Origin of the sequence: Bacillus sp. MMSF_3353, from assembly GCF_030733445.1 — a bacterium.
In the GTDB taxonomy this organism is placed as follows: Bacteria; Bacillota; Bacilli; order Bacillales; family Bacillaceae_G; genus Bacillus_A; species Bacillus_A wiedmannii.
Genome location: NZ_JASHJA010000002.1, coordinates 503,310 through 529,948, shown reverse-complemented (window position 1 = coordinate 529,948; position 26,639 = coordinate 503,310). Strand labels below are relative to the sequence as shown.

Annotated in this window: 23 protein-coding genes; 18 read left to right on the top strand and 5 right to left on the bottom strand. The window is 34.8% G+C overall.

Annotation, left to right across the window (positions count from 1 at the left end; genetic code table 11):
- The first annotated feature begins 1 nt into the window (after window position 1).
- From walK to RBB48_RS07850, 8 genes are all read left to right on the top strand, one after another.
- A complete protein-coding gene (gene walK, locus RBB48_RS07885; RefSeq protein ID WP_048542845.1) occupies window positions 2-1,843 on the top strand; it encodes a cell wall metabolism sensor histidine kinase WalK in 1,842 nt (613 codons plus the stop codon).
- On the top strand, window positions 1,840-3,156 hold the full coding sequence (locus RBB48_RS07880) for a YycH family regulatory protein (protein ID WP_088065085.1): 1,317 nt from the start codon (window positions 1,840-1,842) through the stop codon (window positions 3,154-3,156). The genes walK and RBB48_RS07880 overlap by 4 nt, the downstream gene beginning before the upstream one ends.
- Window positions 3,137-3,979: a two-component system regulatory protein YycI gene (locus RBB48_RS07875; RefSeq protein WP_088065084.1), complete on the top strand. Its 843-nt coding sequence runs from the start codon at window positions 3,137-3,139 to the stop codon at window positions 3,977-3,979. Before RBB48_RS07880 ends, RBB48_RS07875 begins: the two co-directional genes overlap by 20 nt.
- Complete coding sequence (locus RBB48_RS07870) at window positions 3,963-4,757, top strand: MBL fold metallo-hydrolase (RefSeq protein ID WP_000522836.1); 795 nt, start codon at window positions 3,963-3,965, stop codon at window positions 4,755-4,757. Before RBB48_RS07875 ends, RBB48_RS07870 begins: the two co-directional genes overlap by 17 nt.
- 63 nt (window positions 4,758-4,820) lie before the next feature.
- Window positions 4,821-5,996: a S1C family serine protease gene (locus RBB48_RS07865; RefSeq protein WP_048542840.1), complete on the top strand. Its 1,176-nt coding sequence runs from the start codon at window positions 4,821-4,823 to the stop codon at window positions 5,994-5,996.
- Window positions 5,997-6,049: 53 nt separating this feature from the next.
- Complete coding sequence (locus RBB48_RS07860) at window positions 6,050-6,235, top strand: CxxH/CxxC protein (RefSeq protein WP_001052827.1); 186 nt, start codon at window positions 6,050-6,052, stop codon at window positions 6,233-6,235.
- 59 nt (window positions 6,236-6,294) lie between these two features.
- The gene (gene rlmH / locus RBB48_RS07855) at window positions 6,295-6,774 is read left to right on the top strand and encodes a 23S rRNA (pseudouridine(1915)-N(3))-methyltransferase RlmH (RefSeq protein ID WP_001027003.1); all 480 of its coding nucleotides are present in this window, start codon (window positions 6,295-6,297) and stop codon (window positions 6,772-6,774) included.
- A 181-nt stretch (window positions 6,775-6,955) separates the two neighbouring features.
- Window positions 6,956-7,834, top strand: coding sequence for a radical SAM/SPASM domain-containing protein (locus RBB48_RS07850; protein ID WP_000713629.1), 879 nt, complete (start codon window positions 6,956-6,958; stop codon window positions 7,832-7,834).
- Between the two features lie 36 nt (window positions 7,835-7,870).
- On the opposite strand, the gene pepF is transcribed toward RBB48_RS07850, so the two are convergent.
- Both pepF and guaC read right to left on the bottom strand, forming a co-directional pair.
- Complete coding sequence (gene pepF, locus RBB48_RS07845) at window positions 7,871-9,688, bottom strand: oligoendopeptidase F (RefSeq protein WP_097890078.1); 1,818 nt, start codon at window positions 9,686-9,688, stop codon at window positions 7,871-7,873.
- A 136-nt stretch (window positions 9,689-9,824) separates the two neighbouring features.
- The gene (gene guaC, locus RBB48_RS07840; RefSeq protein WP_306007501.1) at window positions 9,825-10,808 is read right to left on the bottom strand and encodes a GMP reductase; all 984 of its coding nucleotides are present in this window, start codon (window positions 10,806-10,808) and stop codon (window positions 9,825-9,827) included.
- Window positions 10,809-11,048: 240 nt separating this feature from the next.
- Here guaC and RBB48_RS07835 point away from each other — a divergent pair, with 240 nt between their 5' ends.
- Together RBB48_RS07835 and dbpA are read left to right on the top strand one after the other, a co-directional pair.
- Window positions 11,049-12,080, top strand: coding sequence for an acyltransferase (locus tag RBB48_RS07835; RefSeq protein WP_087981859.1), 1,032 nt, complete (start codon window positions 11,049-11,051; stop codon window positions 12,078-12,080).
- A gap of 187 nt (window positions 12,081-12,267) precedes the next feature.
- Complete coding sequence (gene dbpA, locus RBB48_RS07830; RefSeq protein WP_097890079.1) at window positions 12,268-13,713, top strand: ATP-dependent RNA helicase DbpA; 1,446 nt, start codon at window positions 12,268-12,270, stop codon at window positions 13,711-13,713.
- Window positions 13,714-13,755: 42 nt separating this feature from the next.
- On the opposite strand, the gene RBB48_RS07825 is transcribed toward dbpA, so the two are convergent.
- A complete protein-coding gene (locus RBB48_RS07825; RefSeq protein WP_088065081.1) occupies window positions 13,756-14,316 on the bottom strand; it encodes a DUF1836 domain-containing protein in 561 nt (186 codons plus the stop codon).
- Window positions 14,317-14,480: 164 nt separating this feature from the next.
- Here RBB48_RS07825 and trhA point away from each other — a divergent pair, with 164 nt between their 5' ends.
- The 4 genes from trhA to RBB48_RS07805 all read left to right on the top strand — a co-directional run bounded on the left by trhA (window position 14,481) and on the right by RBB48_RS07805 (window position 18,416).
- Window positions 14,481-15,128, top strand: coding sequence for a PAQR family membrane homeostasis protein TrhA (gene trhA / locus RBB48_RS07820; protein WP_000995376.1), 648 nt, complete (start codon window positions 14,481-14,483; stop codon window positions 15,126-15,128).
- Window positions 15,129-15,352: 224 nt separating this feature from the next.
- Complete coding sequence (gene galE, locus RBB48_RS07815) at window positions 15,353-16,369, top strand: UDP-glucose 4-epimerase GalE (RefSeq protein WP_098082163.1); 1,017 nt, start codon at window positions 15,353-15,355, stop codon at window positions 16,367-16,369.
- 469 nt (window positions 16,370-16,838) lie between these two features.
- On the top strand, window positions 16,839-17,429 hold the full coding sequence (locus RBB48_RS07810; protein ID WP_000542569.1) for an AmiS/UreI family transporter: 591 nt from the start codon (window positions 16,839-16,841) through the stop codon (window positions 17,427-17,429).
- Between the two features lie 99 nt (window positions 17,430-17,528).
- The gene (locus tag RBB48_RS07805; protein ID WP_137012945.1) at window positions 17,529-18,416 is read left to right on the top strand and encodes an NAD-dependent epimerase/dehydratase family protein; all 888 of its coding nucleotides are present in this window, start codon (window positions 17,529-17,531) and stop codon (window positions 18,414-18,416) included.
- A gap of 88 nt (window positions 18,417-18,504) precedes the next feature.
- On the opposite strand, the gene sodA is transcribed toward RBB48_RS07805, so the two are convergent.
- On the bottom strand, window positions 18,505-19,131 hold the full coding sequence (gene sodA, locus RBB48_RS07800) for a superoxide dismutase [Mn] (RefSeq protein WP_088065080.1): 627 nt from the start codon (window positions 19,129-19,131) through the stop codon (window positions 18,505-18,507).
- A gap of 217 nt (window positions 19,132-19,348) precedes the next feature.
- Between sodA and RBB48_RS07795 the strand changes: the two genes are divergently transcribed.
- Entirely contained in the window at window positions 19,349-20,419 is a 1,071-nt protein-coding gene (locus RBB48_RS07795) for a nitric oxide synthase oxygenase (RefSeq protein WP_088065079.1), read from the top strand.
- A gap of 361 nt (window positions 20,420-20,780) precedes the next feature.
- Window positions 20,781-22,349 (top strand): BCCT family transporter, encoded by a 1,569-nt coding sequence (locus RBB48_RS07790; protein WP_097890081.1) that lies wholly within the window; start codon window positions 20,781-20,783, stop codon window positions 22,347-22,349.
- A gap of 96 nt (window positions 22,350-22,445) precedes the next feature.
- Here RBB48_RS07790 and RBB48_RS07785 read toward each other — a convergent pair whose 3' ends face one another.
- Window positions 22,446-23,744, bottom strand: coding sequence for an MFS transporter (locus tag RBB48_RS07785; RefSeq protein WP_001103428.1), 1,299 nt, complete (start codon window positions 23,742-23,744; stop codon window positions 22,446-22,448).
- A gap of 328 nt (window positions 23,745-24,072) precedes the next feature.
- Here RBB48_RS07785 and lytS point away from each other — a divergent pair, with 328 nt between their 5' ends.
- Window positions 24,073-25,842: a two-component system sensor histidine kinase LytS gene (lytS, locus tag RBB48_RS07780; protein WP_088065076.1), complete on the top strand. Its 1,770-nt coding sequence runs from the start codon at window positions 24,073-24,075 to the stop codon at window positions 25,840-25,842.
- Window positions 25,820-26,560: a LytR/AlgR family response regulator transcription factor gene (locus RBB48_RS07775; RefSeq protein WP_048542820.1), complete on the top strand. Its 741-nt coding sequence runs from the start codon at window positions 25,820-25,822 to the stop codon at window positions 26,558-26,560. Before lytS ends, RBB48_RS07775 begins: the two co-directional genes overlap by 23 nt.
- Window positions 26,561-26,639 lie beyond the last annotated feature (79 nt).

The following is a 26,639-nucleotide window of genomic DNA, read 5'->3' as shown; positions in this document are numbered from 1 at the left end:
TATGAAGAAAGTTGGTTTTTTTCAATCTATTCATTTAAAATTTGTACTCATATATATGCTATTAATATTGATAGCTATGCAAGTTATTGGGGTATATTTTGTAAGAGAGTTAGAAAAGAGTCTTGTACAAGGCTTTAGAGATTCTTTAACGCAGCAAACGAACTTATTATCATATAACTTGAAACAAGAGTTTAAAAAAAGTTATACAAAGGCAGAAACAGAATCAACAGATGAAACGATTAAAACTTCAATTCGAAAATTTGCCTCTGATCGAAAGAAAGATATCCAAGAGGTAAGTGTATTTGATTCGCATAGAAAGTTACTCGCTATTTCAGATGAGTCAAAGCAAAACAAGGTAAATAGAACATCAACTGATATAGCTGTTCAACGGGTATTGGTACAAAAAAAGCCAGAAGTGAAAATTGAGAAGGATGGTCGTACAGGCCATCGTGTACAAGTTATGCTTACTCCTATTCTAGATGATAACGGCAAGGATGCACTTGGTGTTATTTACATTGTTGCATCTATGGAAGATGTTTATAAACAGATGAAGGATATTAATCAAATTTTTGCGACTGGAACCGTTATTGCATTACTCGTAACAGCTGTACTTGGAATTTTGTTAGCTCAAACGATTACGAGACCAATCTCAGATATGCGAAGACAAGCGATTGAAATGGCAAAAGGAAACTATTCAAGAAAAGTAAAAGTGCATAGCCATGATGAAATAGGACAATTAGCATTATCTTTCAATAATTTATCAAAAAAATTACAACAAGCTCGTTCTTCAACGGAAAGTGAAAGACGTAAATTATCATCTGTTTTATCACATATGACAGATGGAGTAATTGCTACTGACCGAAAAGGAGACATTATTTTATTAAATGATCCTGCGGAAAAGATGCTAAATGTTTCGCGTGAAACGGCGCTCGATCAATCTGTTTTAGAAGTATTAGGGATACAAGAAGAATTTACGCTCGATCATTTATACGAAGAGCCTGATTCCGTTTTATTAGATTTTAGTACGAGAAATGAGCCATATATTTTACGTGCTAGTTTCTCTGTTATTCAAAAAGAGACAGGGAAAGCAAATGGTTTAATTGCCGTATTATATGATGTAACTGAGCAGGAGCGTATAGAGAGGGAACGCCGTGAGTTTGTGGCAAACGTTTCCCATGAATTAAGAACGCCATTAACAACGATGCGCAGTTACTTAGAGGCACTTACGGACGGCGCGTGGCAAGATCCGAATATTGCACCGCAATTTTTAACAGTTACACAAGAAGAAACAGAAAGAATGATTAGACTTGTAAATGCGTTATTGCAACTTTCTAAACTCGATAGTACAGAACATCGTTTAATGAAAGAATGGGTCGACTTTACTGACTTCTTTAATAATATTATTGATCGTTTTGAAATGTCTAAAGAGCAAAACGTAAGTTTCAAACGATCTTTCTCTAAGAAATCCCGATTTATTGATATGGATACGGATAAAATTACGCAAGTTTTGTATAACATTATTTCGAATGCATTAAAGTATTCACCAGAAGGTGGAACAGTAACATATCGCTTACGTGATCGTGGGGAATTATTAGAGGTTAGTGTAAGTGACCAAGGAATGGGTATTCCCAAAGAAAACGTCGATAAAATCTTTGAACGTTTTTACCGCGTAGATAAAGCACGTTCAAGACAAATGGGTGGTACAGGACTTGGATTAGCAATTGCAAAAGAAATGATTGAGGCACATGGTGGCTCGATTTGGGCGAAGAGTGAGGAAGGAAAAGGGACAACTATTTACTTCACATTGCCAATGGCAGCAGATGAAGAGGACGATTGGGAATGAGTATGGAAAATGTTAAAACGATAGTTTTAATTAATTTAGTTGTAATTAGCCTATTTCTTACTTTTAACTTATGGACGTATGTGCCAGATTCCACGTCTATGCAAAATGCAAAATTTGTGCAGGGGAATGAAGGAATTACTCAAACTAAAATCGCTGATGTTGTCCGCCCTACTTCTATCATCGTGCATAAAGATAAAAATCATTATGGGAGCAAAAGAGAGGGAGATATAGAATCAATCTATAAACCTTTGGAAGCAGGGGAATTACATGATTTCAAAGAGATATCGATTGCTAAGGCTGATTTCCTTTCTTATGTGCATGGTGAAGGGAAAATTGAACTTGTTTTTCCTACCAACATCCCGTTTGATGCAGTTAAATCTATGTTTAATATGAAAGAAAAAAGTATAAATAAGCCTAAATATTTTAATCGAATTATTCTTGATCCTTCTAGAAGTAGGGATCAAGAAATTAAAATTAATTTTGTTTCTGATGGTGATAACTCTAGAATATATGAAGCAAAATTAAGTGGTGTGTATTTAAAAGATATTGTAAATGTACAAAATCAATTTATAGTATCGGCAAAACCTTATTTTGACTATCAAATTAATGATATGAAAAAGCTATTTTTACCAGATGGAACGACAGAATTAAGTAATATAACATATATTTCATCTAATTTAGCGGTTGATACATTTAAGAATGCTCTTTTTAGTGACCCACGTTATTTAAGCCCTATTACCGAGAAATCGAAAGAAACATTTACGGATGGTATTAGGTCCATGGAGATTGAAAACGATCATCATATGCTAAAGTATAAAAATTCTTCTGTTTCAAGTGAGAAAACGACAGATAATTTAATGCTTTTACAAAAAAGCTTTGATTTTGTAAATGGTCACAGTGGGAGTTTGGATTCATATCGTTTGGATTATATGAATAAAGGACAGACGGTATTCCGTTTACATGAAGATGGATATTCCGTATTCAATACAGATGGATTAGCTGAATTGAGACAAGTATGGGGATCAGAAGAAGTAATGGAATATGAAAGACCGTTGTTGTCTTTAAATACGAAAGGTATAGAACAGAAGGTTACTCTTCCATCAGGTCATGTTGTAATAGCATCTTTAGAAAATAATGCCGCGGTAGATAAAAGATTCATTAAAGACATTGGTATTGGATACAAATTATCACTAGATGGGCAAGTAGCTCGACTACAGCCAATTTGGTATGTAAAGTTTGTTGAAGATGAAGCGGGTAAACAAAAAATATATGAGTGGAGTGAGGGAGGACTAAATGGATTGGGATCGGATTAAAACCATATTTATTGTGACCTTTTTTGTTTTGGACCTCTTTCTCATTTTTCAATTCATTCAAAAGCAAGATAGTAATCAATTGGAGCTTATTGCAGAAACAAAGATAGATCAAGAATTAAAAGCAAATAAAATTACTATGGGTAATTTCCCTAAAGAACCGAAAAAAGAATCATTTATTAGGGCGGAAAACAAGGCGTTTAAAGAAGAAGATGTACAGTCTTTAAAGAATCAAACGGCGCATATACAAAATATGTACAGGATAGAAAGTAAGCTAAAAGAGCCCTTTTTAAATACAAAATCATTATCCAAAGATAAGTATAGTGATTTTTTGAAGAACTATGTATTGGATGGACAAAAGTATGAGTTTGGGGCGATGAAAGACTCTAAAATTTACTTCTTCCAAAAATATAAAGATAAGCCTATTTTCTATAACGATCAGGCAATGATTGTTGTGGAATTAAATGAAAAAAATGAACTCGTGTCGTACACGCAGACGATGCTAACTGATTTAAAAGAAATGGGCGAAAGTGAAAAAACGAAACAGCAAGAAATTATTACTGCTCAAACAGCTTTAGAAAATCTGTATTTAAAAAATAAAGTTCATGGGAATACACATGTAAAAGAAGCACAAATTGGTTATGCCACCCTTACCGCATCTACTTCTAATAACCAAGTACTCGCTCCAACATGGAATTTAAAAACGGAGCAGAAGCAGGACTTCTTTGTAAATGCAATCGAAGGACAAGTTATGGAATTAGGGGAAAGGGAAAATCAAGTGGTTGATGAACATACTGGAGTGAGAAAGAATGGGGTTGCATTTTAGCGTACTTGCAAGTGGAAGTACAGGGAATATGCTATATGTAGGAACAGATGAAAAAAAATTACTCGTCGATGCAGGTTTAAGTGGTAAAGCAACAGAGGCTTTATTTAAACAGGCAGAACTAAATATAAATGATGTATCAGGTATTCTTGTAACACATGAACATAGTGACCATATTAAAGGGTTAGGTGTATTGGCACGTAAATATGATTTACCTGTTTATGCAAATGAGAAAACATGGAATGCAATGGAACATTTAATAGGAAATATCCCAACTGAGCAAAAGTTTATTTTCTCAGTTGGGGATGTGAAAACATTCGGTGATATTGAGGTCGAGTCATTTGGGGTTTCTCATGATGCGGCAGAGCCGATGTTCTATGCTTTTCATAACAATAATAGAAAGTTAGCCCTTATTACAGATACGGGATACGTGAGTGACCGTATGAAAGGTGTTATTAAGGGTGCTAATGCTTTCGTGTTTGAAAGTAATCATGACGTGGAAATGCTTCGTATGGGACGTTATCCATGGAGTATTAAGCGACGTATTTTAAGTGATGTGGGTCACGTTTGTAATGAGGACGCTGCATTAGCGATGGCGGATGTAATTACAGATGAGACAAAACATATTTATTTAGCTCATTTAAGTTTAGATAATAACATGAAAGAGCTCGCACGTATGTCAGTATCACAAGTATTAGAGGAAAAAGGATTTGGAGTGGGAGAAGCCTTTGAAATTCACGATACAGATCCGAAAATGCCTACAAAAATTCAATACGTATAATTCTTCATTTTAGTAAACAATAAAGGTGAATATAGTTGTTTTCAGGAAGATGGGTGAACAAATATGTCCTTTATTGATGAAGAAAATTATCGTATGAAACGTGCAAGAAAAAAGAAGCATAAAGGTATTGTTATTTCTAGTATAGCAGGAACAATTGTAGGAGCTTCGTTATTTGCATTTGGAGCTCCTTTATTTGCGAATGATGCGGGCGCGCTTCCGCAAGCTGAAGCAAGTGGAAGTAATATGGCCGAAGCTCAAGGAATTAAACAGATTAGCTTTGTTGATGCTGTTGATCGTGCGTCTGAAGCTGTTGTTGGCGTTATTAATATTCAACGAGATAATTTTTCAGAGGCAGATTCAGAAGCTGGTACAGGATCGGGTGTAATTTATAAAAAAGCAGATGGCCAAGCTTATATTGTAACGAATAATCATGTTGTTGCTGGAGCAAATCGTATTGAAGTAAGCTTAAGTGATGGTAAGAAGGTTCCGGGAAAAGTATTAGGAACGGATGTAGTCACAGATTTGGCTGTACTAGAAATAGATGCAAAGCATGTGAAAAAAATAATTGAGATTGGCGATTCTAATACTGTTCGTAGAGGAGAACCGGTCATTGCGATTGGAAACCCACTCGGGCTGCAATTTTCAGGAACCGTTACACAAGGCATTATTTCAGCTAAGGAACGTATTGTTCCTGTAGATTTGGATCAAGATGGACATTACGATTGGCAAGTAGAAGTATTGCAAACAGACGCAGCAATTAATCCAGGTAATAGTGGTGGTGCGCTTGTAAATGCGGCAGGTCAATTAATTGGCATTAACTCAATGAAAATTGCAGCAAAAGAAGTAGAAGGAATTGGACTAGCTATTCCAGTTACTAGAGCTGTTCCAATTATGAATGAATTAGAGAAGTATGGAAAAGTAAGGAGACCGTATGTTGGAATTGAACTTAGATCGTTAAATGAGATTCCAAATTACCATTGGTCAAAAACATTGCATTTACCAAGCAATGTAACAGAGGGAGTTTGCATTTTAGATGTGAAAAGTCCTTCGCCAGGTGTAGATGCTGGTTTACGAGAACACGATGTGATTGTAGCAGTAGATGGAAAACCGGTTCGCGATATTATTGGATTCCGTACGGCCTTATATGATAAAAAAATTAATGATAAAATGACTCTTACGTTTTATCGTGGTACAAAACGAGCAACAACAACGGTTAAACTAGGCATTCAAAAGTATTAAAAACAGGAGGGCCTACCTCCTGTTTTCTATTGTAGAAAAGTGAGGTGAAGAATATGAATTTACCTTGTTGTTTAGAACATGTTGAATTAGCTTTAGATATTATTGTGGATGAGTGTGAAGTTGCACCGGTTATCAACAATGTGGATAACTCAGAAAAAGAGAAAAAAACATGTGAATTTTGTCAAAACGAGGCGACATATGTTGTATCGAACACAGATTCTCACACAATATGTGGGTAACAATTGTGGATATGTGGATAAGTTATGTGGATAACATGTTTGTAAGGTGGGGAATGAGTGTGAATATCTCGATTATTTCAATTGGGAAATTAAAAGAAAAATATTTAAAACAAGGTATAGCAGAATACTTAAAACGATTATCTGCATACGCAAAAGTAGAAGTAATTGAATTGCCAGATGAAAAGGCGCCAGAAAATTTAAGTGAAGCAGAAATGTTAATTGTAAAAGAAAAAGAAGGTATACGTATACTGGATAAAATTTCTGACGATACGCATGTCATTGCGTTAGCAATAGAAGGAAAACAAAAATCATCAGAAGAATTTGCAGTAAGCTTAGATCGTCTTGCTACATATGGAAAGAGTAAAGTTGCATTTGTAATAGGTGGATCACTTGGACTAAGTTCAGAAGTAATGAAGCGTTCAAACGAATCTCTTTCTTTTTCAAAGATGACATTACCACACCAATTAATGCGATTAGTATTGCTTGAGCAAGTGTATAGAGCGTTTCGTATTAATCGTGGGGAACCGTATCATAAATAAAATTACTTTTTGTATATAAAAAGAGTAAAAAAGACCATTGGGCAAAAACCACCGATGGTCTTTTAAATATTAATAGGTAGTACGAAGGTTTCCTAAAATAAGTATGTTTCTATTTATAAAAAAGTGTGTTGTAATATGAAGAGGAAAAAGTATAAGTAGTCATAGAAGTGAGGAATTAAAGGTGAAGAAGTTTAAAAAGTTTTACTTGGAGATTACGAGTGTATGTAATCTTGCGTGCAGCTTTTGTCCGCCGACGGAAAGGCAGAAGCAATTCATTTCTGTGGAGGATTTTGCTAAAAGATTAGACCAAATTAAACCTCACACAGACTACATTTATTTGCACGTGAAGGGTGAGCCATTGCTCCATCCAAAAATAGATCAACTGTTAGATTTGAGCCATGAAAAAGGGTTTAAAGTTAATATTACAACGAACGGAACGTTAATTAATAAGAGAAGGCATAGACTGTTAAATAAGCCTGCTTTAAGACAAATGAATTTTTCACTGCACAGTTTTGATGGGCATCCAGGTTCGCAAGATAAAGAAGGTTATGTAAGGAGTATACTTTCCTTCATTAGAGAGGCGACAAGTCAATCGGATTTAATTGTTTCACTACGGTTATGGAATTTAACTCAGGATAATAAAACAAATGCTGAAATCCAGAAAAATAGAGATTTATTATCCATCATTGAAAATGAGTTTGGTCTCTCTTATCAAATCGAAGAGAAGCTTACACCAGGAAAAGGTATAAAAATTGCAGAACGCGTCTTTATTAATCAAGACTATGAATTCCAGTGGCCAGCATTACATGAAGAAGAGGATGATGGAAAAGGATTCTGTCATGGTCTTCGAAATCAAGCGGGTATTTTAGCGAACGGAACGGTTATTCCTTGCTGTTTAGATGGTGAAGGGATTATTAACCTTGGGAATATTAATAATGACTCATTTTCTAATATTATAGAAGGTGAAAGAGCAACAAACATTGTCGATGGATTTTCGAAAAGAGTTGCAGTCGAAGAGCTATGCAGGAAATGTGGATACCGTAAAAGATTTGGAAAATAAATATGAAAAAAGCCCTCATAAAGTGAGGGCTTTTTTTTATTCTTGATAAGAACGTTCCAATTCATCAATTAAGGAACCGACGTAAGAAACAGCCCTGCGGATTGCATCTGGTTTTGACATATCTACTCCGGCATGCTTCATTAATTCAAGTGGTTTCATCGTACCACCAGCGCGAAGTACATCTAACCAGCGATCAACGGCAGGTTGCCCTTCCTCTTTAATCATTTGGGCTACCGCAGTAGATGCAGTGAGGCCTGCGGAATAGGTGTAAGAATATAAGCCCATATAATAATGAGGTTGGCGCATCCAAGTTAAGCCAGCACCTTCGTCAATTTCTACAGAATTTCCCCAGAATGTCGAAAGTACATTTGTTTTTATTTCAGTTAAAGTTGTAGCTGTAAGTGCTTCTCCTTCTTCTGCTAGGGTATATACTCTTCTTTGATATTCTCCCTCAAGTAAGTGAGTAACAAAGTTATGATAATATGTGCCAAGTAGTTGCAGAATCACCCATCTGCGCATTCTCTTGTCGTCAGTAGTCGCTAATAAATGCTGGGCTAATAGTAATTCATTCATTGTAGATGGTGCTTCAACAAAGTACATAGATGGACGTACATTCATAATACGCTGGTTTTTATTTGCTAAATAAAAATGACCAGCATGGCCAAATTCATGTGCTAATGTGAAGCATCCACGCATCGTATTTTGCCATGTAATTAAAATGTATGGATGAGAACCATATGGGCTTGAACAAAATGCTCCGGTGGATTTGCCTACGTTATCTGCAAGATCAACCCATCTTTCTTTGAATCCTTTTTCGATAATGGAACTATATTCATCGCCTAATACCTTTAAAGAATCTTGAATTAATTTACCAGCCTCCTTGTATGTGATGGTTGGATTAAATTCGGTATCTAAAGGTGCATGTAAGTCGCAGAACAGCATTTGATCGAGTCCTAATACTTTCTTTTTTAAATCTGCAAAACGGCGCATATGAGGCGCTAATTCTTTATAAATAATATCAAGTTGATTGTTATACATTTCAAGTGGAACTTTTTGAGGTTCTAAAAGCATATGAGTAACAGATTCAAATTTGCGTAAACGAGAGAGTGTTACTTGTTTTTTTACTTCAGTAGCATATGTTGTTGCCACTGTATTCTTATATCGTTTTAAGGTGGAAACAAATGATGAGTATGCTTTTCTACGTATGTCTACGCTTGGAGAGAACTCATATTTGCTTTCAAATAATGAAAATGATACAGGGAGTTCGTTTCCTTTTTCGTCTTGTATGGAGGTAAAATCCATATCGGCTAATTTAGTCATACCGTAAATTTTGTATGGAGAACTATGTACTTCGCCAAGTGCAGCAAGAGCTTCTTCTGTTTCAGGAGAGAGCGTGTGCGGCCTTTTTTGTAGGATGTCTAGTAATGATTTACGGAAAGGTTCGAGTTTTGTTTCTTCAGCTAAATATTTTTCAATTGTTCCTTCGTCGAATGAGAGGATTTCATTATGGATAAAGGACAGTGCAGTATGTACTTTCGTCCATAAAGCAGCAATTTTGGAAGAGTTCGCTTGAATAATTGGATTTGTACGATCAGTGGATTCTTTTAAATTTGCATATGAGTATAGTTTTGTTAACTCCATTAAAAGATCTTCTTCTAAAAGTAGGCAATGTAATAAGGTAGTGGGGCTAGTGTGTAATTGTCCTTTAAACGCATCAAGTTTTTTTATATCGTTTGTTAATACACGTAATGCAGTTTCCCACTCTTTATCAGATTCGTATAAATCAGAGAGGTCCCATGTTAGTTCAGTAGGGACTTCTGTGCGAATATGGCGTTTCTCAATTACATTTTTCATTTGTTATATCCCCCTTATTATAAGTATCTAAAAACATGATACTAGAAAATTCAGTAAAATGAAAATAATTTACATTTCTATGTATGAAAAAGAAGGACAAGCATAAAAATGCTTGTCCTTCGAGTTAAATTTAAAATTAATATACTTTATCACCGTTGAAAATAGAGTTTTTCACGACTACATAATCTACAGTACGAATTGAGTCTAATTTTGTTCCGCCAGCGTAAGAGATAGAAGATTGAAGATCTTGTTCCATTTCGATTAAAGTATCTTCTAAAGAACCTTTATGCTCAACGAACATTTTCTTACCTTCAACGTTTTTCTTCTCACCTTTTTGGAATTCAGAAGCTGAACCGAAGTACTCTTTATAAAGTTTGCCGTCTTTTTCGATTGTTTCCCCTGGAGACTCTTCATGACCAGCGAATAGAGAACCGATCATAACCATAGTCGCCCCAAATCGAATAGATTTAGCTACGTCGCCGTGTGTACGAATACCACCGTCAGCGATAATTGGCTTACTTGCAGCTTTTGCACACCAGCGAAGTGCAGCTAGTTGCCAACCGCCAGTTCCAAAACCTGTTTTAATTTTAGTAATACAAACTTTACCAGGTCCAATACCAACTTTTGTTGCGTCAGCACCAGCGTTTTCTAATTCTCTTACCGCTTCTGGAGTCCCAACGTTTCCAGCGATAACGAAGCTTTCTGGTAAATGCTTCTTAATATGTTGAATCATGTTGATTACAGCATTAGAATGTCCGTGTGCAATATCAATCGTGATGTATTCAGGTGTAAGTTGCTCAGCAGCTAATTGTTGTACGAATTCATACTCGTCCTCTTTTATACCAACGCTAATAGAAGCGATTAATCCACGTGATTGCATATCTCTAATGAATGAGATACGTTTCTCTGGTTGGAAACGATGCATGATATAGAAGTAATTGTTTTCAGCTAAATAAGTTGCGATTCTTTCATCAATAATCGTTTGCATATTTGCAGGTACGACAGGTAATTTAAATTTATGTTTACCTAAAGTGACAGTTGTATCACATTCAGAGCGGCTGTTTACAATACATTTTGCAGGAATTAATTGAATATCTTCATAGTCGAATACGTTTTCCATCATTTACACCCCTAAAATACGAATATTTTATTCATTTTGTTTAAAAATGTTCGTCCAAAAGATAATTTACATTATTTTCACTCATAAGTCAAAGGTTTTCATGTTTATATTTAAAAATTAAGGTTTAGCTACGTATGTTGTAAGTTCATGTAATTAAAATGTGTTTAAACATAGTATTATTTGATGTAAAATTATGTTTGGGAAATAAAAGTTAAAGAGGTAAATTTAGGAGGGGTGCTAATGAAGCGCTTAGTATATATGGATTGGTTGCGTGTATTAGCAACGATCGCAGTGGTTACAATTCACGTTTCTGCTGGTTATGTTTCTATGTTAGATGCAAATAACGTATCACGCTGGATGGCTGGTAACTTGTTTGAATCGATTTCACGTGCGAGTGTTCCGATTTTTGTAATGATTAGTGGAGCGTTATTGTTAAAGGGTACAAAAGATATTTCAGTCGGGGAATTTTTACAGAAGCGTGCAAGTAAAGTAATTATACCTTTTGTAGCTTGGAGCGCTATATTTTATGCATATGGAGCATATGCAGGATATTTCCCGGCATCTTTAAAGCAAGGGATAAAGCACTTTTTAACGGATACTATTGGGGGACATTTATGGTTCTTATACATGATTGTAGGGATATATTTAATTACACCTCTACTGAAAATCTTTGTGAAGAACGCTAAAAAAAGAGAGATAGAATACTTTTTAATTTTATGGCTATATGCGTCTGTTGTAGTCAATTTAGTGAAATATTATTATCCTATCAACTTTAACATTGAATTATTTTACGTTACAAATTATGTAGGGTATTTCTTACTTGGTTATTATTTATCCAATTACGATATTTCGAAAAAATGGAGGAATATTTCTTACATTGGAGGACTTGTAGGATTTATTAGTACATTCTTTATTACATATTACTATACAGTAAAAGCAAATGGACAGTTAGAGCAGTTTTGGTATGGATATTTTGCGCCAGGTGTTGTACTGATGGCGATCGGATTATTTATATTTTTCAAATATGCATTCCAAAAGTCAGAAAGAGAATTACCATTGTTATTCCGTTTTATAAATCAAGCAAGCCTTGGAATCTATATTCTTCACTTCTTCTTATTAAATAACTTGTTGTACATGGTTTTCCCTAAGGTAAATGAGCGTGTACATGCAATATTGGCAATACCTATTAATGTAACGATTACAATTGTTCTTAGTCTGGTAATTACGTTAGTATTGCAAAGAATACCAGTTGTGAAAAAATTAGTTCCGTAAAAATGAATACAGTATAGATAGGGCAGACTTATTATTAAGGCTGCCTTTTCCTATTTTAAAATTATACTTAGATAAATTTAGGTTGAAACGAATTGAAAACAGTGGATTAATATAGTATCTTACTATAGTCTAAAGTGAGGTATGAAGAACATAATAGGTTAAATATAAAATCAAATGAGGTTAATATATGAGTAAAAAAAGCTTTAGTAATTATGCATTAAGTAAAGAAGTAAGACGAGCACTTACTGGTTTAGGATATGAGCATCCGACAGAAGTGCAAGGAGAGGTTATTCCAGTTGCATTGCAAAAGAAGGATCTTGTTGTAAAGTCGCAAACGGGAAGTGGAAAAACGGCTTCGTTCGGAATACCACTTTGTGAAATGGTAGAGTGGGAAGAGAATAAACCACAAGCATTAGTTTTAACACCAACGAGGGAACTTGCTGTTCAAGTGAAAGAAGATATTACGAATATAGGGCGATTCAAAAGAATTAAAGCTGCTGCAATTTATGGTAAATCTCCATTTGCACGTCAAAAATTAGAGTTAAAGCAAAAGACGCATATTGTAGTGGGGACCCCAGGACGTGTGTTGGATCATATTGAAAAAGGGACCCTTCCTTTAGATCGATTGAAATATTTAGTGATTGATGAAGCAGATGAAATGCTAAATATGGGCTTTATCGATCAAGTAGAGGCAATTATTGATGAATTACCTACAAAAAGAATGACAATGCTATTTTCAGCAACCCTACCGGAAGATATTGAAAAGTTATCCCGTACATATATGAATGCACCAACTCATATTGAAATTAAAGCAGCTGGGATTACAACAGATAAAATTGAACATACCCTTTTTGAAGTAAGGGAAGAAGAGAAGCTTTCACTTCTTAAGGATGTAACTATGATTGAAAATCCAGACAGTTGCATTATTTTTTGTCGTACACAAGAAAACGTAGACCATGTATATAGACAGCTAAAACGAGTTAATTATCCTTGTGACAAAATACACGGTGGTATGGTGCAGGAAGATCGTTTTGAAGTTATGGATGATTTTAGAAAAGGAAAGTTCCGTTATTTAGTAGCAACTGATGTAGCTGCGAGAGGAATTGATATTGATAATATTACACATGTTATTAATTACGATATTCCATTAGAAAAAGAAAGCTATGTACACCGTACTGGAAGGACGGGACGAGCTGGTAATAATGGAAAAGCTATTACATTTATAACGCCTTATGAAAATAGATTTTTAGAAGAGATTGAGGAATATATCGGATTTGAAATTCCAAAGGAACTGGCACCTTCAAAAGAAGAAGTTATAAAAGAGAAAGCAGTATTTGAAGAAAAAATATATGCTAAACCAATTATAAAGAAAGATAAAAATGCAGACCTAAACAAAGGAATTATGAAATTGTACTTTAATGGCGGAAAGAAAAAGAAAATTAGGGCGGTAGATTTCGTTGGTACAATTGCTAAAATTCAAGGTGTTTCTGCTGATGATATAGGTATTATTACAATACAAGATAATGTTTCGTATGTTGAAATATTAAACGGAAAAGGACCACTTGTTTTAAAGGTTATGAGAAATACAACGATAAAAGGTAAACAATTAAAAGTTCATGAGGCAATTAAGTAAACAAAAAAACTATCCACTATAATAGGTGGATAGTTTTTTTATTTAAGATTCTTTTAAATCATCAATCAACTTCTCAGCTAAGCGCCTATACATATTACTCATCGACACAAATGATGTTAGTAATAAAAATTTCTCTAGATTCGGATCTTCTAAGGAAGAAATTTCACTTACTTCTGAAACAAGATTATTTACGTCTTGTGTAAAGCTTTCGACGTTTTTTTCGGTAAGAGAAAGATAATCTTTATATAATGTATTTAATTCGAATGAATCATCGTTTAATAAGGATTCATTTATATTTTCTAAGGAGCTTTTTATGTCATTAATGGAAAGGGCTCCTTTTAATTGATAAATTAAGCTGATTAAAATCATATGCTCTTTTGAGTATTTTTTATTTTTGATTGGAATAAACAGTTTCCCTTTTGCGTAATTGTTAATCATTGTTTTTGTTAATACTTTTTCATCATCGGTTCTTGTTGTATCCGAATAAGTATTTTCAAATAATTGGACAACCTGGTCTACATACAAGTCGACATTTGGAATATCCTCAAGCGTAATGTTTTTTTCTAAATATAATGTTTCAAGCAGTTTATTTATATTTTCCACGTAGAACCCCTCACTTTTATAACTTAGTGGAGCATAATGTTTAGTTTATCTCTAAATATGGTATTACGAAACAAATGAATTGTAAATGTTGACCTCTAATAATAATACGTATATAATTACATGTAGTTATTGAAACTACATGTAATTATATGCGGGGTGTATATATGAATGCTTATGTAAGAGAACCAGTTAATGCTTTTACCCACTTGGGAGGAGCTGTATTATCATTTATTGCATTATTAGCTATGCTTGTAAAAGTTTCTATTAAGATGCCATCTTTTGCGGCAATTACAGCTGTTATTTTGTTTGGTATCGGAATGATGGTTCTGTATACAGCATCAGCTGTATATCATAGTGTTGTAGCCAGTGAACGTGTTATTTATTTCTTTCGGAAGCTTGATCACTCTATGATTTTTATATTGATTGCAGGTACATATGCACCATTTTGTTTAATTACATTACATTCCGCAAACGGTTTATTATTATTTTGTTTAGTTTATGCAACTGCCATTTGTGGTATTGTTTTTAAAATGTTTTGGTTTAGTTGCCCGAGATGGTTATCAACAGCAATTTATATTACAATGGGCTGGTTAATTGTTCTGTTCTTTGCACCGTTAGCTGCTAACTTAAGTGCAGGAGGTATCGTGCTTCTAGTGCTTGGAGGCATTCTTTATACAATCGGTGGATTTATTTATGGAACAAAGCCAAAATGGTTAGAGTTTAAACATATGGGGCATCATGAAATTTTTCACGTGTTCGTGTTATTGGGAAGCCTTGCCCACTTTTTAAGTGTATATTGCTACGTAATTTAACAAGATGAAATTTCCGAGTGATTTTTATTTTTTCTTGATTAATAAATAAAGATATAGACACATATGTATGTTAAAGAGTTGCATAACGTAAAGGTTATGCGGCTCTTTTTTATATAAATAATAATTCGAAATAAATATTCTAAATTATCAGTCTTTTGTGGTAGGATAGATTTGTATTGAGGTTATAAAATTTTATAATTAATAATAAGTGGGGGACTATATATATGGCGATACTTATAACAGGTGGAGCAGGATATATTGGTAGTCATACGTGTATAGAATTATTAAATAATAATTATAAAATTATAGTCGTAGATAATCTTTCAAATAGTTCAATCGAGTCCTTAAATCGAGTAAAAGAAATAACAGGAAAACAATTTGAATTTTATAAAGAAAGTGTTTTAAATCGTGAAAAAATGAATGAGATTTTTTTGGAAAATAATATTGAAGCGGTTATACATTTTGCTGGATTTAAAGCAGTTGGGGAATCGACTACAATTCCTCTAACATATTATTATAATAATATAATAAGTACAATCGTACTATGTGATGTGATGCAGAAACATCATGTTAAAAAGTTTATTTTTAGTTCATCTGCAACTGTATATGGAATTCCAAAAACGTCACCAATTACAGAAGAATTTCCACTAAGTGTGACAAATCCATATGGGCAAACAAAATTAATGATTGAGCAAATTATGCGTGATGTGGCAAAAGCTGATGATGAATGGAGTATTGCGTTACTTCGTTATTTCAATCCCTTCGGAGCACATAAAAGTGGTCGTATTGGAGAAGATCCAAATGGGATTCCGAATAATTTAATGCCATATGTAACGCAGGTGGCGGTAGGTAAATTAAAGGAACTAAATATATTCGGAAACGACTATCCAACAAAAGACGGGACAGGTGTCCGTGATTATATTCACGTTGTTGACCTTGCAAAAGGACATGTAAAGGCACTTGAGAAAGTACTTGAGACGAAAGGAATAGAGGCATATAATCTTGGCACAGGTAAAGGGTATAGTGTGTTAGAGATGATAAAGGCTTTTGAGGAGGTTTCAGGTAAAAAAATACCTTATAAAGTGATAGGGCGTCGTCCTGGTGATGTAGCAGTATGTTTTGCTGATGTATCTAAAGCGAAACGAGAATTAGGATGGGAAGCAGAATATGGGTTAGAAGAGATGTGTGTAGATTCTTGGAGATGGCAGGTAAATAATAAAAACGGCTATCAAATGATTTAAGGTAGTTAGTAAAGCATTCTCTTATTAATTTGTAGGATATTTTATGTATATAATAAATTGTTTTCTTTATTATGTTGCTTGAGGTCAGTAATATGTTCAATTTAGGAAAGAGAATGTAATAAAATATTACTGACCATAGCATTTGAATAGCAACCGGTTCTATTGAAAAGTATTCCAATACTTGTATCATTGTTAAAGTGCGTTTATAATCAAATAATCTTGTTAGCTTTTTGCTTGAATTACGTATTATTGAAAGCGTTTTTATTGCGTGATATATTTTGATTGACATCATTACTGTATAAAATGTATGAAAAGGGTTTTTCTATTGTTTTTTAAGGTAGGAAGTCTGACTTATTTTCGAAAAAACTTCGTATGTAGTTGTAAGTAAGAAGGAGAATAAGGAATAATATAATTTTTACAAGACGGGGAGGGTACAGTGTGAAAATGTAAGGTTTTCACATGAGGATATATGGGGTACGTAGGATTATTACTTTCGGGTGCAGCTTTATTTTTAAATAGTCTTGTTATATTAGGGAAAGCAGAGATGAAAAGTGCGGGTGTTTTTAATTTATTTGTGGGTGCACTACAAATTATTATTCCGTTCTATTTGATCATGATTTCTGACCAAAGTAATTGGACAGTGTATTCATATGCAGCTACTTTCTTATTTGGATTAACCTATTTATATGTAGGTGTTACCTTTATAAAAGGAATGGATAGTAGCGGTTTAGGTTGGTTTTGTATTTGGGTAGCAATTATTGCTTTATTCTATATGGTTGTTTCATTTGTTCAATTTCACGATGTTGTTAATGCATTAACGTGGTTTATGTGGGCATTACTTTGGTATTTATTCTTTGTATTAAATACACAAAAGAAGAATATCAATCAATATCTTGGAAGAATTGCCTTCGTACAATCATGGGTAACATTGACGTTGCCTTCACTCTTTTATTTTATGGGAGTATGGGGAGAGGGATTCGTATATGAACTATGGGTTTATGTATCCGTAATTTCTATTTTATACTTCTGTTATTGTATTTATAAATATCGAGTACGTTAATATATTTTCTGTAGAAAAGCATGGAATCGTTAAACGAATTCCATGCTTTTTCTATATTAGCATTTATAATAGAGAGGTAGTATTTTACAATTTATCAAAATGGGGATGATGAATTTGAAAAAAGTATTGGTGCTAGGGGGAACAAGATTTTTTGGTAAACATTTAGTAGAAGCACTTTTGCAAGCTGGACACGATGTAACAATTGCGACGAGAGGCATTACTGAAGATTCTTTTGGAAGTGTAGTAAACAGATTGATTGTAGATAGAGAAGACGAAAAACAACTAGCTGAGCGTCTAAAAGATAAAAGTTATGATATCGTATACGATAATTTATGCTATAGCTCGAATGCGGCGAAGATAGTATGTGGAGTGTTACGAGGAAAAACGAAGAAATACATTATGACATCTTCAATGGCTGTTTACGAGCCAGCACTAGGCTTATTAGAAGAGAACTTTAATCCGTACGAGTATGCCATTACGTATGGAGATAGGAAGGATTTTACTTATGGTGAAGGCAAGCGACTAGCTGAAGCTGCTGTATTTCAACAAGCAACATTCCCAGTTGTTGCAGTACGTTTTCCAGTTGTTATTGGAGAAAACGATTATACGAAAAGGTTACAATTTTACGTTGAACATATTGTGAAGCAAGAACCTGTCGCCGTGAATGATCTAGATGGAGAGTTATCATTTATACATGAAAAAGAAGCAGGAGAATTTTTAGCTTGGTGCGGGATGAAGGACATAGAAGGGCCAATTAATGCTTGTAGCAACGGGGTAGTTTCTACTCGAGAAGTTATTCATTTCATAGAAGAAAATACGGGAATAAAAGCACTCGTTCAAGAAGTAGGAGATAATGTAGCACCTTATAATGAAGTGATTAATTGTACATTACATAATGGAAAAGCTAGTGAATTAGGATTCCCGTTCCGAGAATTGAAAATAGAAATAGAACAAGTATTACGTTATTACATACATGCAATGAAATAATCATAAATCCCCCGGTGGCAATCCGGGGGATTCTGGAGGATTTCGACAATACTAATTGTACATTACCAAACTTACCTTATACGCACGACTAATGTTTTTGTGATCGCATTGCTTGTAAATACTTTTCATTTACCTGGTCCCAGTTCACTGTATGCCACCAGTTGGTAACAAATTCTGGACGCCGATTTTGATACTTTAAATAATAGGCATGTTCCCATACATCGATGACGAGTAATGGAATTTTACCTTCTTGCAAAGGTGTATCTTGATTGGGTGTACTCATAACGGAAAGTTCCTCACCGTCCAGAACAAGCCATCCATAGCCACTTCCAAAACGACTAATAGCTGCTTTGGAAAGTTGATCTTTTAAGTTGTCAAAGGTATTGAAATAATAATCAATTACTTTTGCAACGTCTCCATTAGGCTCACTGCCACCTCGCGGGCTCATTACTTCCCAAAAAAGACTATGACAATAGTGACCACCACCGTTATTTCTGACAGCTGTAACAATTTCTTTTGGTAAAGTTTCTAAATTACATAGTAACTCTTCTAAAGATTTATTATGTAATTCCGTATAGTTTTCTAAAGCGGCATTCAAGTTATTTACGTATGTCGCATGGTGCTTTCCGTGATGAATGGAAAGCGTGTTGCTATCGATATATGGCTCTAGTTCATCATAGTCATATGAAAGCTTTGGCAATTGAAATGAAGACATAACATTCCCTCCTTTCTCATTAAAAAGTTGGTCTAGGTAAAAATAATTTACCTGAGTCAAAAATACACCTATTTTTTATACAAGTCAATAGTAATCTCTTTAATTTTCTGAAAAATATTACAATAAAAGTAACACTTCGACTTTCATTTGTGACTCTTATTCTTTTTGCTTATACTGTAAAGTAGTAACGTTTTGTTGAAATAGAAGGAGATCGTTTATGAGTAAAACGAAACAATTAATAGAGGAAGCGAGTCATTTTATTACGGTTTGCTATAAAGAGCTTAATAAAGAACAATTCATAGAAGAGAGAATAAAAGAAATTCAAGTTGAGATAGAGAAGACGGGGACGTATGAGCATACATTTGAAGAACTTGTTCATGGATCACGAATGGCATGGCGCAATAGTAATCGATGTATCGGAAGACTATTTTGGAGTAAGATGCACATATTAGATGCACGTGAAGTAAATGATGAGGAAGGTGTATACAACGCATTAATTCATCATATTAAATATGCAACGAACGATGGGAAAGTTAAACCGACAATTACAATTTTTAAGCAATATCAAGGTGAAGAAAATAATATACGAATTTATAATCACCAATTGATTCGGTATGCAGGGTATAAAACAGAAATGGGAGTGATTGGTGACTCTCATTCCACTGCGTTTACGGATTTTTGCCAGGAACTTGGCTGGCGAGGAGAAGGTACGAATTTCGATGTATTGCCACTTGTTTTTTCTGTCGATGGAAAAGAACCTGTATATAAAGAAATTCCAAAAAAAGAAGTGAAAGAGGTACCAATTGAACATCCAGAGTACCCAATCTCATCTTTAGGAGCAAAATGGTATGGGGTTCCAATGATTTCAGATATGCGCTTAGAAATTGGCGGTATTTCCTATACAGCCGCTCCGTTCAATGGATGGTATATGGGGACGGAGATTGGGGCTCGTAACTTAGCGGATCATGATCGTTATAATTTACTGCCGGCTGTTGCGGAGATGATGAAGCTCGATACATCGAGAAACGGTACGTTATGGAAAGACAAGGCGCTAATTGAATTAAACGTGGCTGTTTTACATTCTTTTAAAAAACAAGGAGTTAGTATTGTGGATCACCATACAGCTGCGCAACAATTTCAACAATTTGAGAAGCAGGAAGCGGCATGTGGACGGGTTGTAACAGGTAATTGGGTATGGCTCATTCCACCGTTGTCGCCAGCTACCACTCATATTTATCATAAACCGTATCCAAATGAAATTTTGAAGCCAAATTTCTTTCATAAATAATAGCTAGTATAGTTTTTTTATGCAAATTATAATTTTTTTTAATTACTGTTACGTAGCAAATGGAAGCCTTTACTCTCGGTTATTTTTGGAAGGAGCTTTTTGAACCAAGGAGTTCCTTATGTTATAATCAAATTTCTGTTTCGAAGACCTTATAGAAATATAAGGTCTTTTGTTTTGCTTTTTTATGTAATAGGAATAGAAAATTTCTTTTAAATAAGGGATTTAGCATATTTTTAGGGACAACATAAGTGTGTAGAAAATTGATGAATTATTATGCTTATATAATCATTGTGTTTTGGATGTAAACAATAAAACATAATAAAGTTGTTTTTTTAGATTGCTGAGGAAGGAGGAAGTGTAAATGAGAATGAAGAGTCGAAAAACGGATTGGCCTGTATTTCTTATTAGTGGTGGCTCACTTTTATTATTTGTAATTGCAGTTATTTTAAATAAAAGTTACGTAGAGGGAGTCATTAATAGCAGTTTTGCAGCTTCAATTAAATATTTTGGTGCCTTTTGGCAAGTTTTATTAATTGGTACATTTGTTGTTGCAATGTGTATGGCATTTTCGAAATATGGGAGAGTTAAACTTGGGGGGCTAGAAAAACCTGAGATTAGTACGACAAAATGGCTCGCTATTATTATGTCTACATTACTTGCTGGAGGTGGCGTTTTTTGGGCAGCCGCAGAGCCGATGTACCATTTGATGACGGTGCCACCAATACATGAAGGTATAACTGCTGGGACGCAAGAAGCGGTAATGCCTGCTTTAGCACAAAGTTATATGCACTGGGGTTTCCTGGCTTGGACGATTTTAGGTACAATTAGTGCGGTAGTTATGATGTACGGGCATTATCATAAAGATATGCCGTTAAAACCTCGAACGCTTTTATATCCTATCTTTGGGGAGAGATTGCGAAAGAGTTGGCTTGGAACAATGATCGATGTATTTGCCATTATTGCGGTAGCTGCAGGGACGATTGGTCCAATCGGATTTTTAGGACTACAAGCAAGTTATGGGTTACAAGCATTGTTTAACATTCCTGATGTGTTTACTACTCAATTAGCTATTATTGTTTGTGTAGTAGCTGTTTCTACTATATCTGCGGTAACGGGAATTGATAAAGGGATTCAAATTATAAGTAATTTAAATGTTAGGTTAGCAGTTCTATTAATGCTATTTGTATTACTATTTGGACCAGGTGGATTTATTATCGATTCATTTGTGTCTTCGTTTGGATTTTATATAAATGAATTTATTCCAATGAGCACATATCGTGGTGATACAGCTTGGTTAGGATCGTGGACAATCTTTTTCTGGGGATGGTTTATTGGATATGGACCGATGATGGCAATTTTAGTGAGCCGAATTTCAAGAGGAAGAACAATCCGAGAAATCATCGTTGCAATTGGAATTATTGCGCCTATTATTACAACATTTTGGTTTACTATACTAGGGGGATCAGGTGTGTTTTATGAGTTAATGAATCCTGGTTCTATCTCGGTGGCATTAAGTGAATCTGGCATGCCAGCGGCTATGATTGCAATTACAGAGCAACTGCCACTATCTAATATTATTGGACCTGCATTTCTTTTATTAACAATTTTATTTGTAGTGACAACAGGAGATTCAATGGCTTATTCAATTTCAATGGCAGTGACTGGAGATGGAGATCCTAGAATTAGTTTGCGAGTTTTTTGGTCGCTTATTATGGGCGCAGTTGCGGCGATTCTTTTATATATGGGTGAGGGAAGTATTAACGCCTTACAATCCTTCATTGTAGTGACGGCTGTTCCTGTATCTATTCTGTTATTCCCGATGCTATGGCTAGCGCCTAAAGTCGCAGGGGAATTAGCGTTAAAACAAGGTATTGTAAAAGAAGAAGATAAAACTAGCTTCTTGTTCCAAAAAGCTAGTAAATCAAAATAAATAATTGTATTTATATAAGAAGAGGAAGCATTTCATTTGAGATGCTTCCTCTTTGCTATTTATTTAACTACTGTTCATACTCTGTACATTTTCAATCTATTCTAATACTTTATCTTTCGTCTCTGGGACACATAATAGCATTGTAACTAAACCGATTGGATAGATAATGAAGATGAGAGATAATGCTCCCATTAAATTACCACCTGCAGCAAGTAAGCCGATAATAACAGGCCCAAATCCAGCTAAACCACGTCCTGTACCGAAAATAAAGTTTTCTGCTGTAGAGCGAGCTTCAGCAGGATAGTTTTCGGCTAAAACTGCCCCGAATCCTCCCATCATGCCATTGGCAAAGAATCCAAGCAATGCACTTCCCCATAACAATAATGTTGAGTCTGTGAATAAGAAGAAGTAAATGAGACAGTATATAGTACCACCGACATAATAGATTGTAAAAGTTTTACGGCGACCAATTTTATCAGCTAGAATACCAAAAGTTGCAATTCCAATTAGCATGCCAATTGTAGAGATGAACATCCAACCGCTCGCTTTTGCTAATGTGTAGTTATATTTATTCGCTAAAATAGTTGGCATCCATGTGAAAATTCCATAATATCCGAAGTTCTGGATGAATGACATAATAATAAGACCGATTGTTGTTATCGTTACTTTTTTATTGGCAAATAACTTTCGAAGTGGGAACTTTTTCATTTGCTTTAGTTGTTCTGCCTCGGTAGTTGTTAAATTACCTTCAGCTTCTTTTTGTAACAATTCTTTTTTGTATCGTTGTTTTTGTTCCCATATTTTCGGTTCACTTAAACTTTTGCGGACGTAAACAGCTAATAAAGCGGGAATGAGTCCAAATAAGAAAACAGCTCTCCATCCGAAATGCGGGACGATAAATGCTGGAAGGAGTGAAGCGACTAGTACGCCAAATTGCCATCCAAGTGCAACAACGGATGTCGCCTTAGCGCGCATTTCTTTAGACCATGTTTCAGTTACGATGGCCATTCCAATCCCGAATTCACCACCAACTCCCATTCCAACTAAAAAGCGAAGAATTAATAATTGCCAATAATCTGTTGCGAAATAAATAAGTGCTGTTGCGAGTGAAAATAGTAAGATTGTGAAGGCCATCGTACGGATACGCCCAAATAAATCAGCAATAAATCCAAATAAATAAGACCCGATTAGCATTCCTATTGTGGTAGCTAATGTCAAGTTTCCACCTTCAACAGGGCTCAAATGAAATTCTTTTAAAATGTAGACCAGTACGAAAGATAAGAGCAACATATCTAAACCTTCTGCTGCATATCCTAGCGCAGAACCAAACAATGTTTTATATCTTTTCTCCTTCGTTTCCTCTGTTGTTGATTGTACATCAGTAGTAACGTTCATCATTACTCCTCCCTATTTTCTCCTACAGTCGCTATGGAAGAATAACAAAAGGCCTTCTCACCTGATATGATGAGAAGGCCAAAAAAGCATACGTATCTCTAAAAAAGACCATACGTATAGTATATTCCGACTTCCTTCTCAACCTCACGGGGTTGGGTTAAAGGACTGTATTATATTACTTTATTTTTAGCACTCTTCTATTAGGTTGTCAAATAAAGAGGGGATAGTTATGTGTAAAATATTTCAAAAGATATTGCATTCTTCTTGACGCCCACTTCATTATTTTCCCATAATAAAACTAACTCATATAAAAAGGAATGAATCACAGATGCTAAATTTAGTACTTATGATGATTGAACGTGTCGGACTTATTGTTATTTTAGGATTTTTACTTTCTCATATTAGAACGTTCAGGCGCCTTCTTCATAGACAAGATGGGTATGTAGATAAGCTTAAGCTTATTTGTATTTTTTCAGTGTTTACAATTGTCAGCAATTACACGGGAATTGAAATTGCGGGGAATACAATTATGAATGAAAATTGGCTACAAGGTGTTTCGTCATCTAGTACAATTGCGAATACACGTATTATGGGTGTTGGAATTAGTGGATTGCTTGGTGGTCCTATCGTCGGAATTGGAGTAGGATCGATTGCTGGTATTCACCGTTATATGCTTGGCGGGACGACAGCGCTAAGTTGTGCAATCTCTTCAATTTTAGCAGGTGTTATAACTGGGTATATTGGACACATTTTCAAAAAATATAATCGTGCAATTACGCCTAAATTTTCAGCGATTTTAAGCGTGTTTATTGTTTCTTTAGAAATGATTATGATCCTATTAGTCGTAGAGGATGGAACTAGTATCGTGAAAACAATTGCGATACCAATGATCCTTGTAAATAGTTTCGGAAGTTTTATTTTACTTTCAATGATACAAGCTATTTTGCGTCAGGAAGAAAACGCGAAAGCTCTGCAAACGCATAAAGTATTACGAATTGCTGATAAGACATTACCATATTTTCGCAGGGGATTAACAGAAGAGTCTTGTAAACATGTGGCACAAATTATTCACCGTTTTACGGGAACGGATGCGGTATCCTTAACAGATACAGAGAAAATATTAGCTCACGTTGGATTGGCATCAGATCATCATATTCCTTCACACAGTTTAATAACAGGTTTATCGAAAGAGGTTTTACATACAGGGAAAATAATGAAAGCGAAATCACGTGAGGTTATTAATTGCCAACATGAAGGCTGTCCTTTGCAAGCAGCTATTGTTATTCCATTAACTTCACATGAAAATACGATAGGGACATTAAAACTGTATTTCAAGAACCCTAACCAGTTAAGTCGTGTTGAAGAGGAACTTGCAGAAGGATTAGCAAAAATATTTTCCACGCAGCTTGAGTTAGGTGAAGCAGAGTTACAAAGTAAGTTATTGCAAGATGCCGAAATAAAAGCGTTACAAGCACAAATCAATCCGCATTTTTTATTTAATGCGATTAATACCGTATCAGCTTTATGCCGAACAGATGTAGAAAAGGCAAGGAAGTTATTATTGCAGCTTAGCGTGTATTTTCGTTGTAATTTGCAAGGGGCACGTCAGTTGTTGATTCCACTAGAACAAGAATTAAACCATGTACAGGCATACCTATCACTAGAACAAGCAAGATTCCCAAATAAGTATGAAGTAAAGATGTATATTGAGGAAGAGTTAAAGACAACATTAGTACCACCATTTGTTCTTCAACTGTTGGTTGAAAATGCGTTGCGACATGCTTTTCCGAAGAAACAGCCAGTATGCGAAGTAGAAGTGCATGTTTTTGAAAAAGGGGGCATGGTTCACTTCGAAGTGAAAGATAATGGACAAGGAATTGAGGAAGAACGCTTAGAACAATTAGGAAAAATGGTAGTGTCGTCAAAGAAAGGGACTGGAACAGCTTTATATAATATTAATGAACGACTTATCGGGTTATTTGGGAAAGAGACAATGCTTCAAATTGAAAGTGAATTAAATGAGGGGACAGAGATTACTTTTGTTATTCCTAAAAAAATAGGGGAGGAAGAACGGAGTGTTAAAAGTATTAGTAGTTGACGATGAAATGTTAGCACGTGATGAATTGAAGTATTTATTAGAGCAAACGAAAGAAGTAGAGATAATTGGTGAGGCGGATTGTGTAGAGGATGCATTAGAGGAATTAATGAAAAACAAACCAGATATTGTTTTCCTAGACATTCAGCTATCTGATGATAACGGATTTGAAATCGCAAATATATTAAAGAAGATGAAAAATCCCCCTGCAATTGTGTTTGCTACTGCCTATGATCAATATGCGCTGCAAGCATTTGAAGTAGACGCGTTAGACTACATTTTAAAACCATTTGATGAAGAACGTATCGTACAGACATTAAAGAAATATAAAAAGCAAAAACAAATAAAATTAGAAACAAATCAAGAGGTAAAGAGTGTAGACGTAACGACCGAGATGCATAAATTAGCATTACCAATTGAGGAATCGATTGTACTTGTGAATATTGAAGATATTATATATGTAGGACTTGTGGATGGAAAAGTGACAGTAAAAACAATGAGAGAAACGTATGTAACACACGATACACTTGTAATTTTGGAAAAGAAGTTGCCACAAGCAAGTTTTATGCGTGTCCATCGCAGTTTTATTGCAAATATTAATCATATTACGGAAATACAACCATGGTTCAATTCTACATATAATTTAATTATGAAAGAAGGATCAAAAGTACCTGTTAGCCGTACATATGCAAAAGAACTCAAAAAGCTACTTCGTATTTAAGAAGTAGCTTTTTGCATTTCATCTGCCTATTTTTGTAACTAATTTTGTATATTTGACGTTCCGCTATGCAAACGCTTAC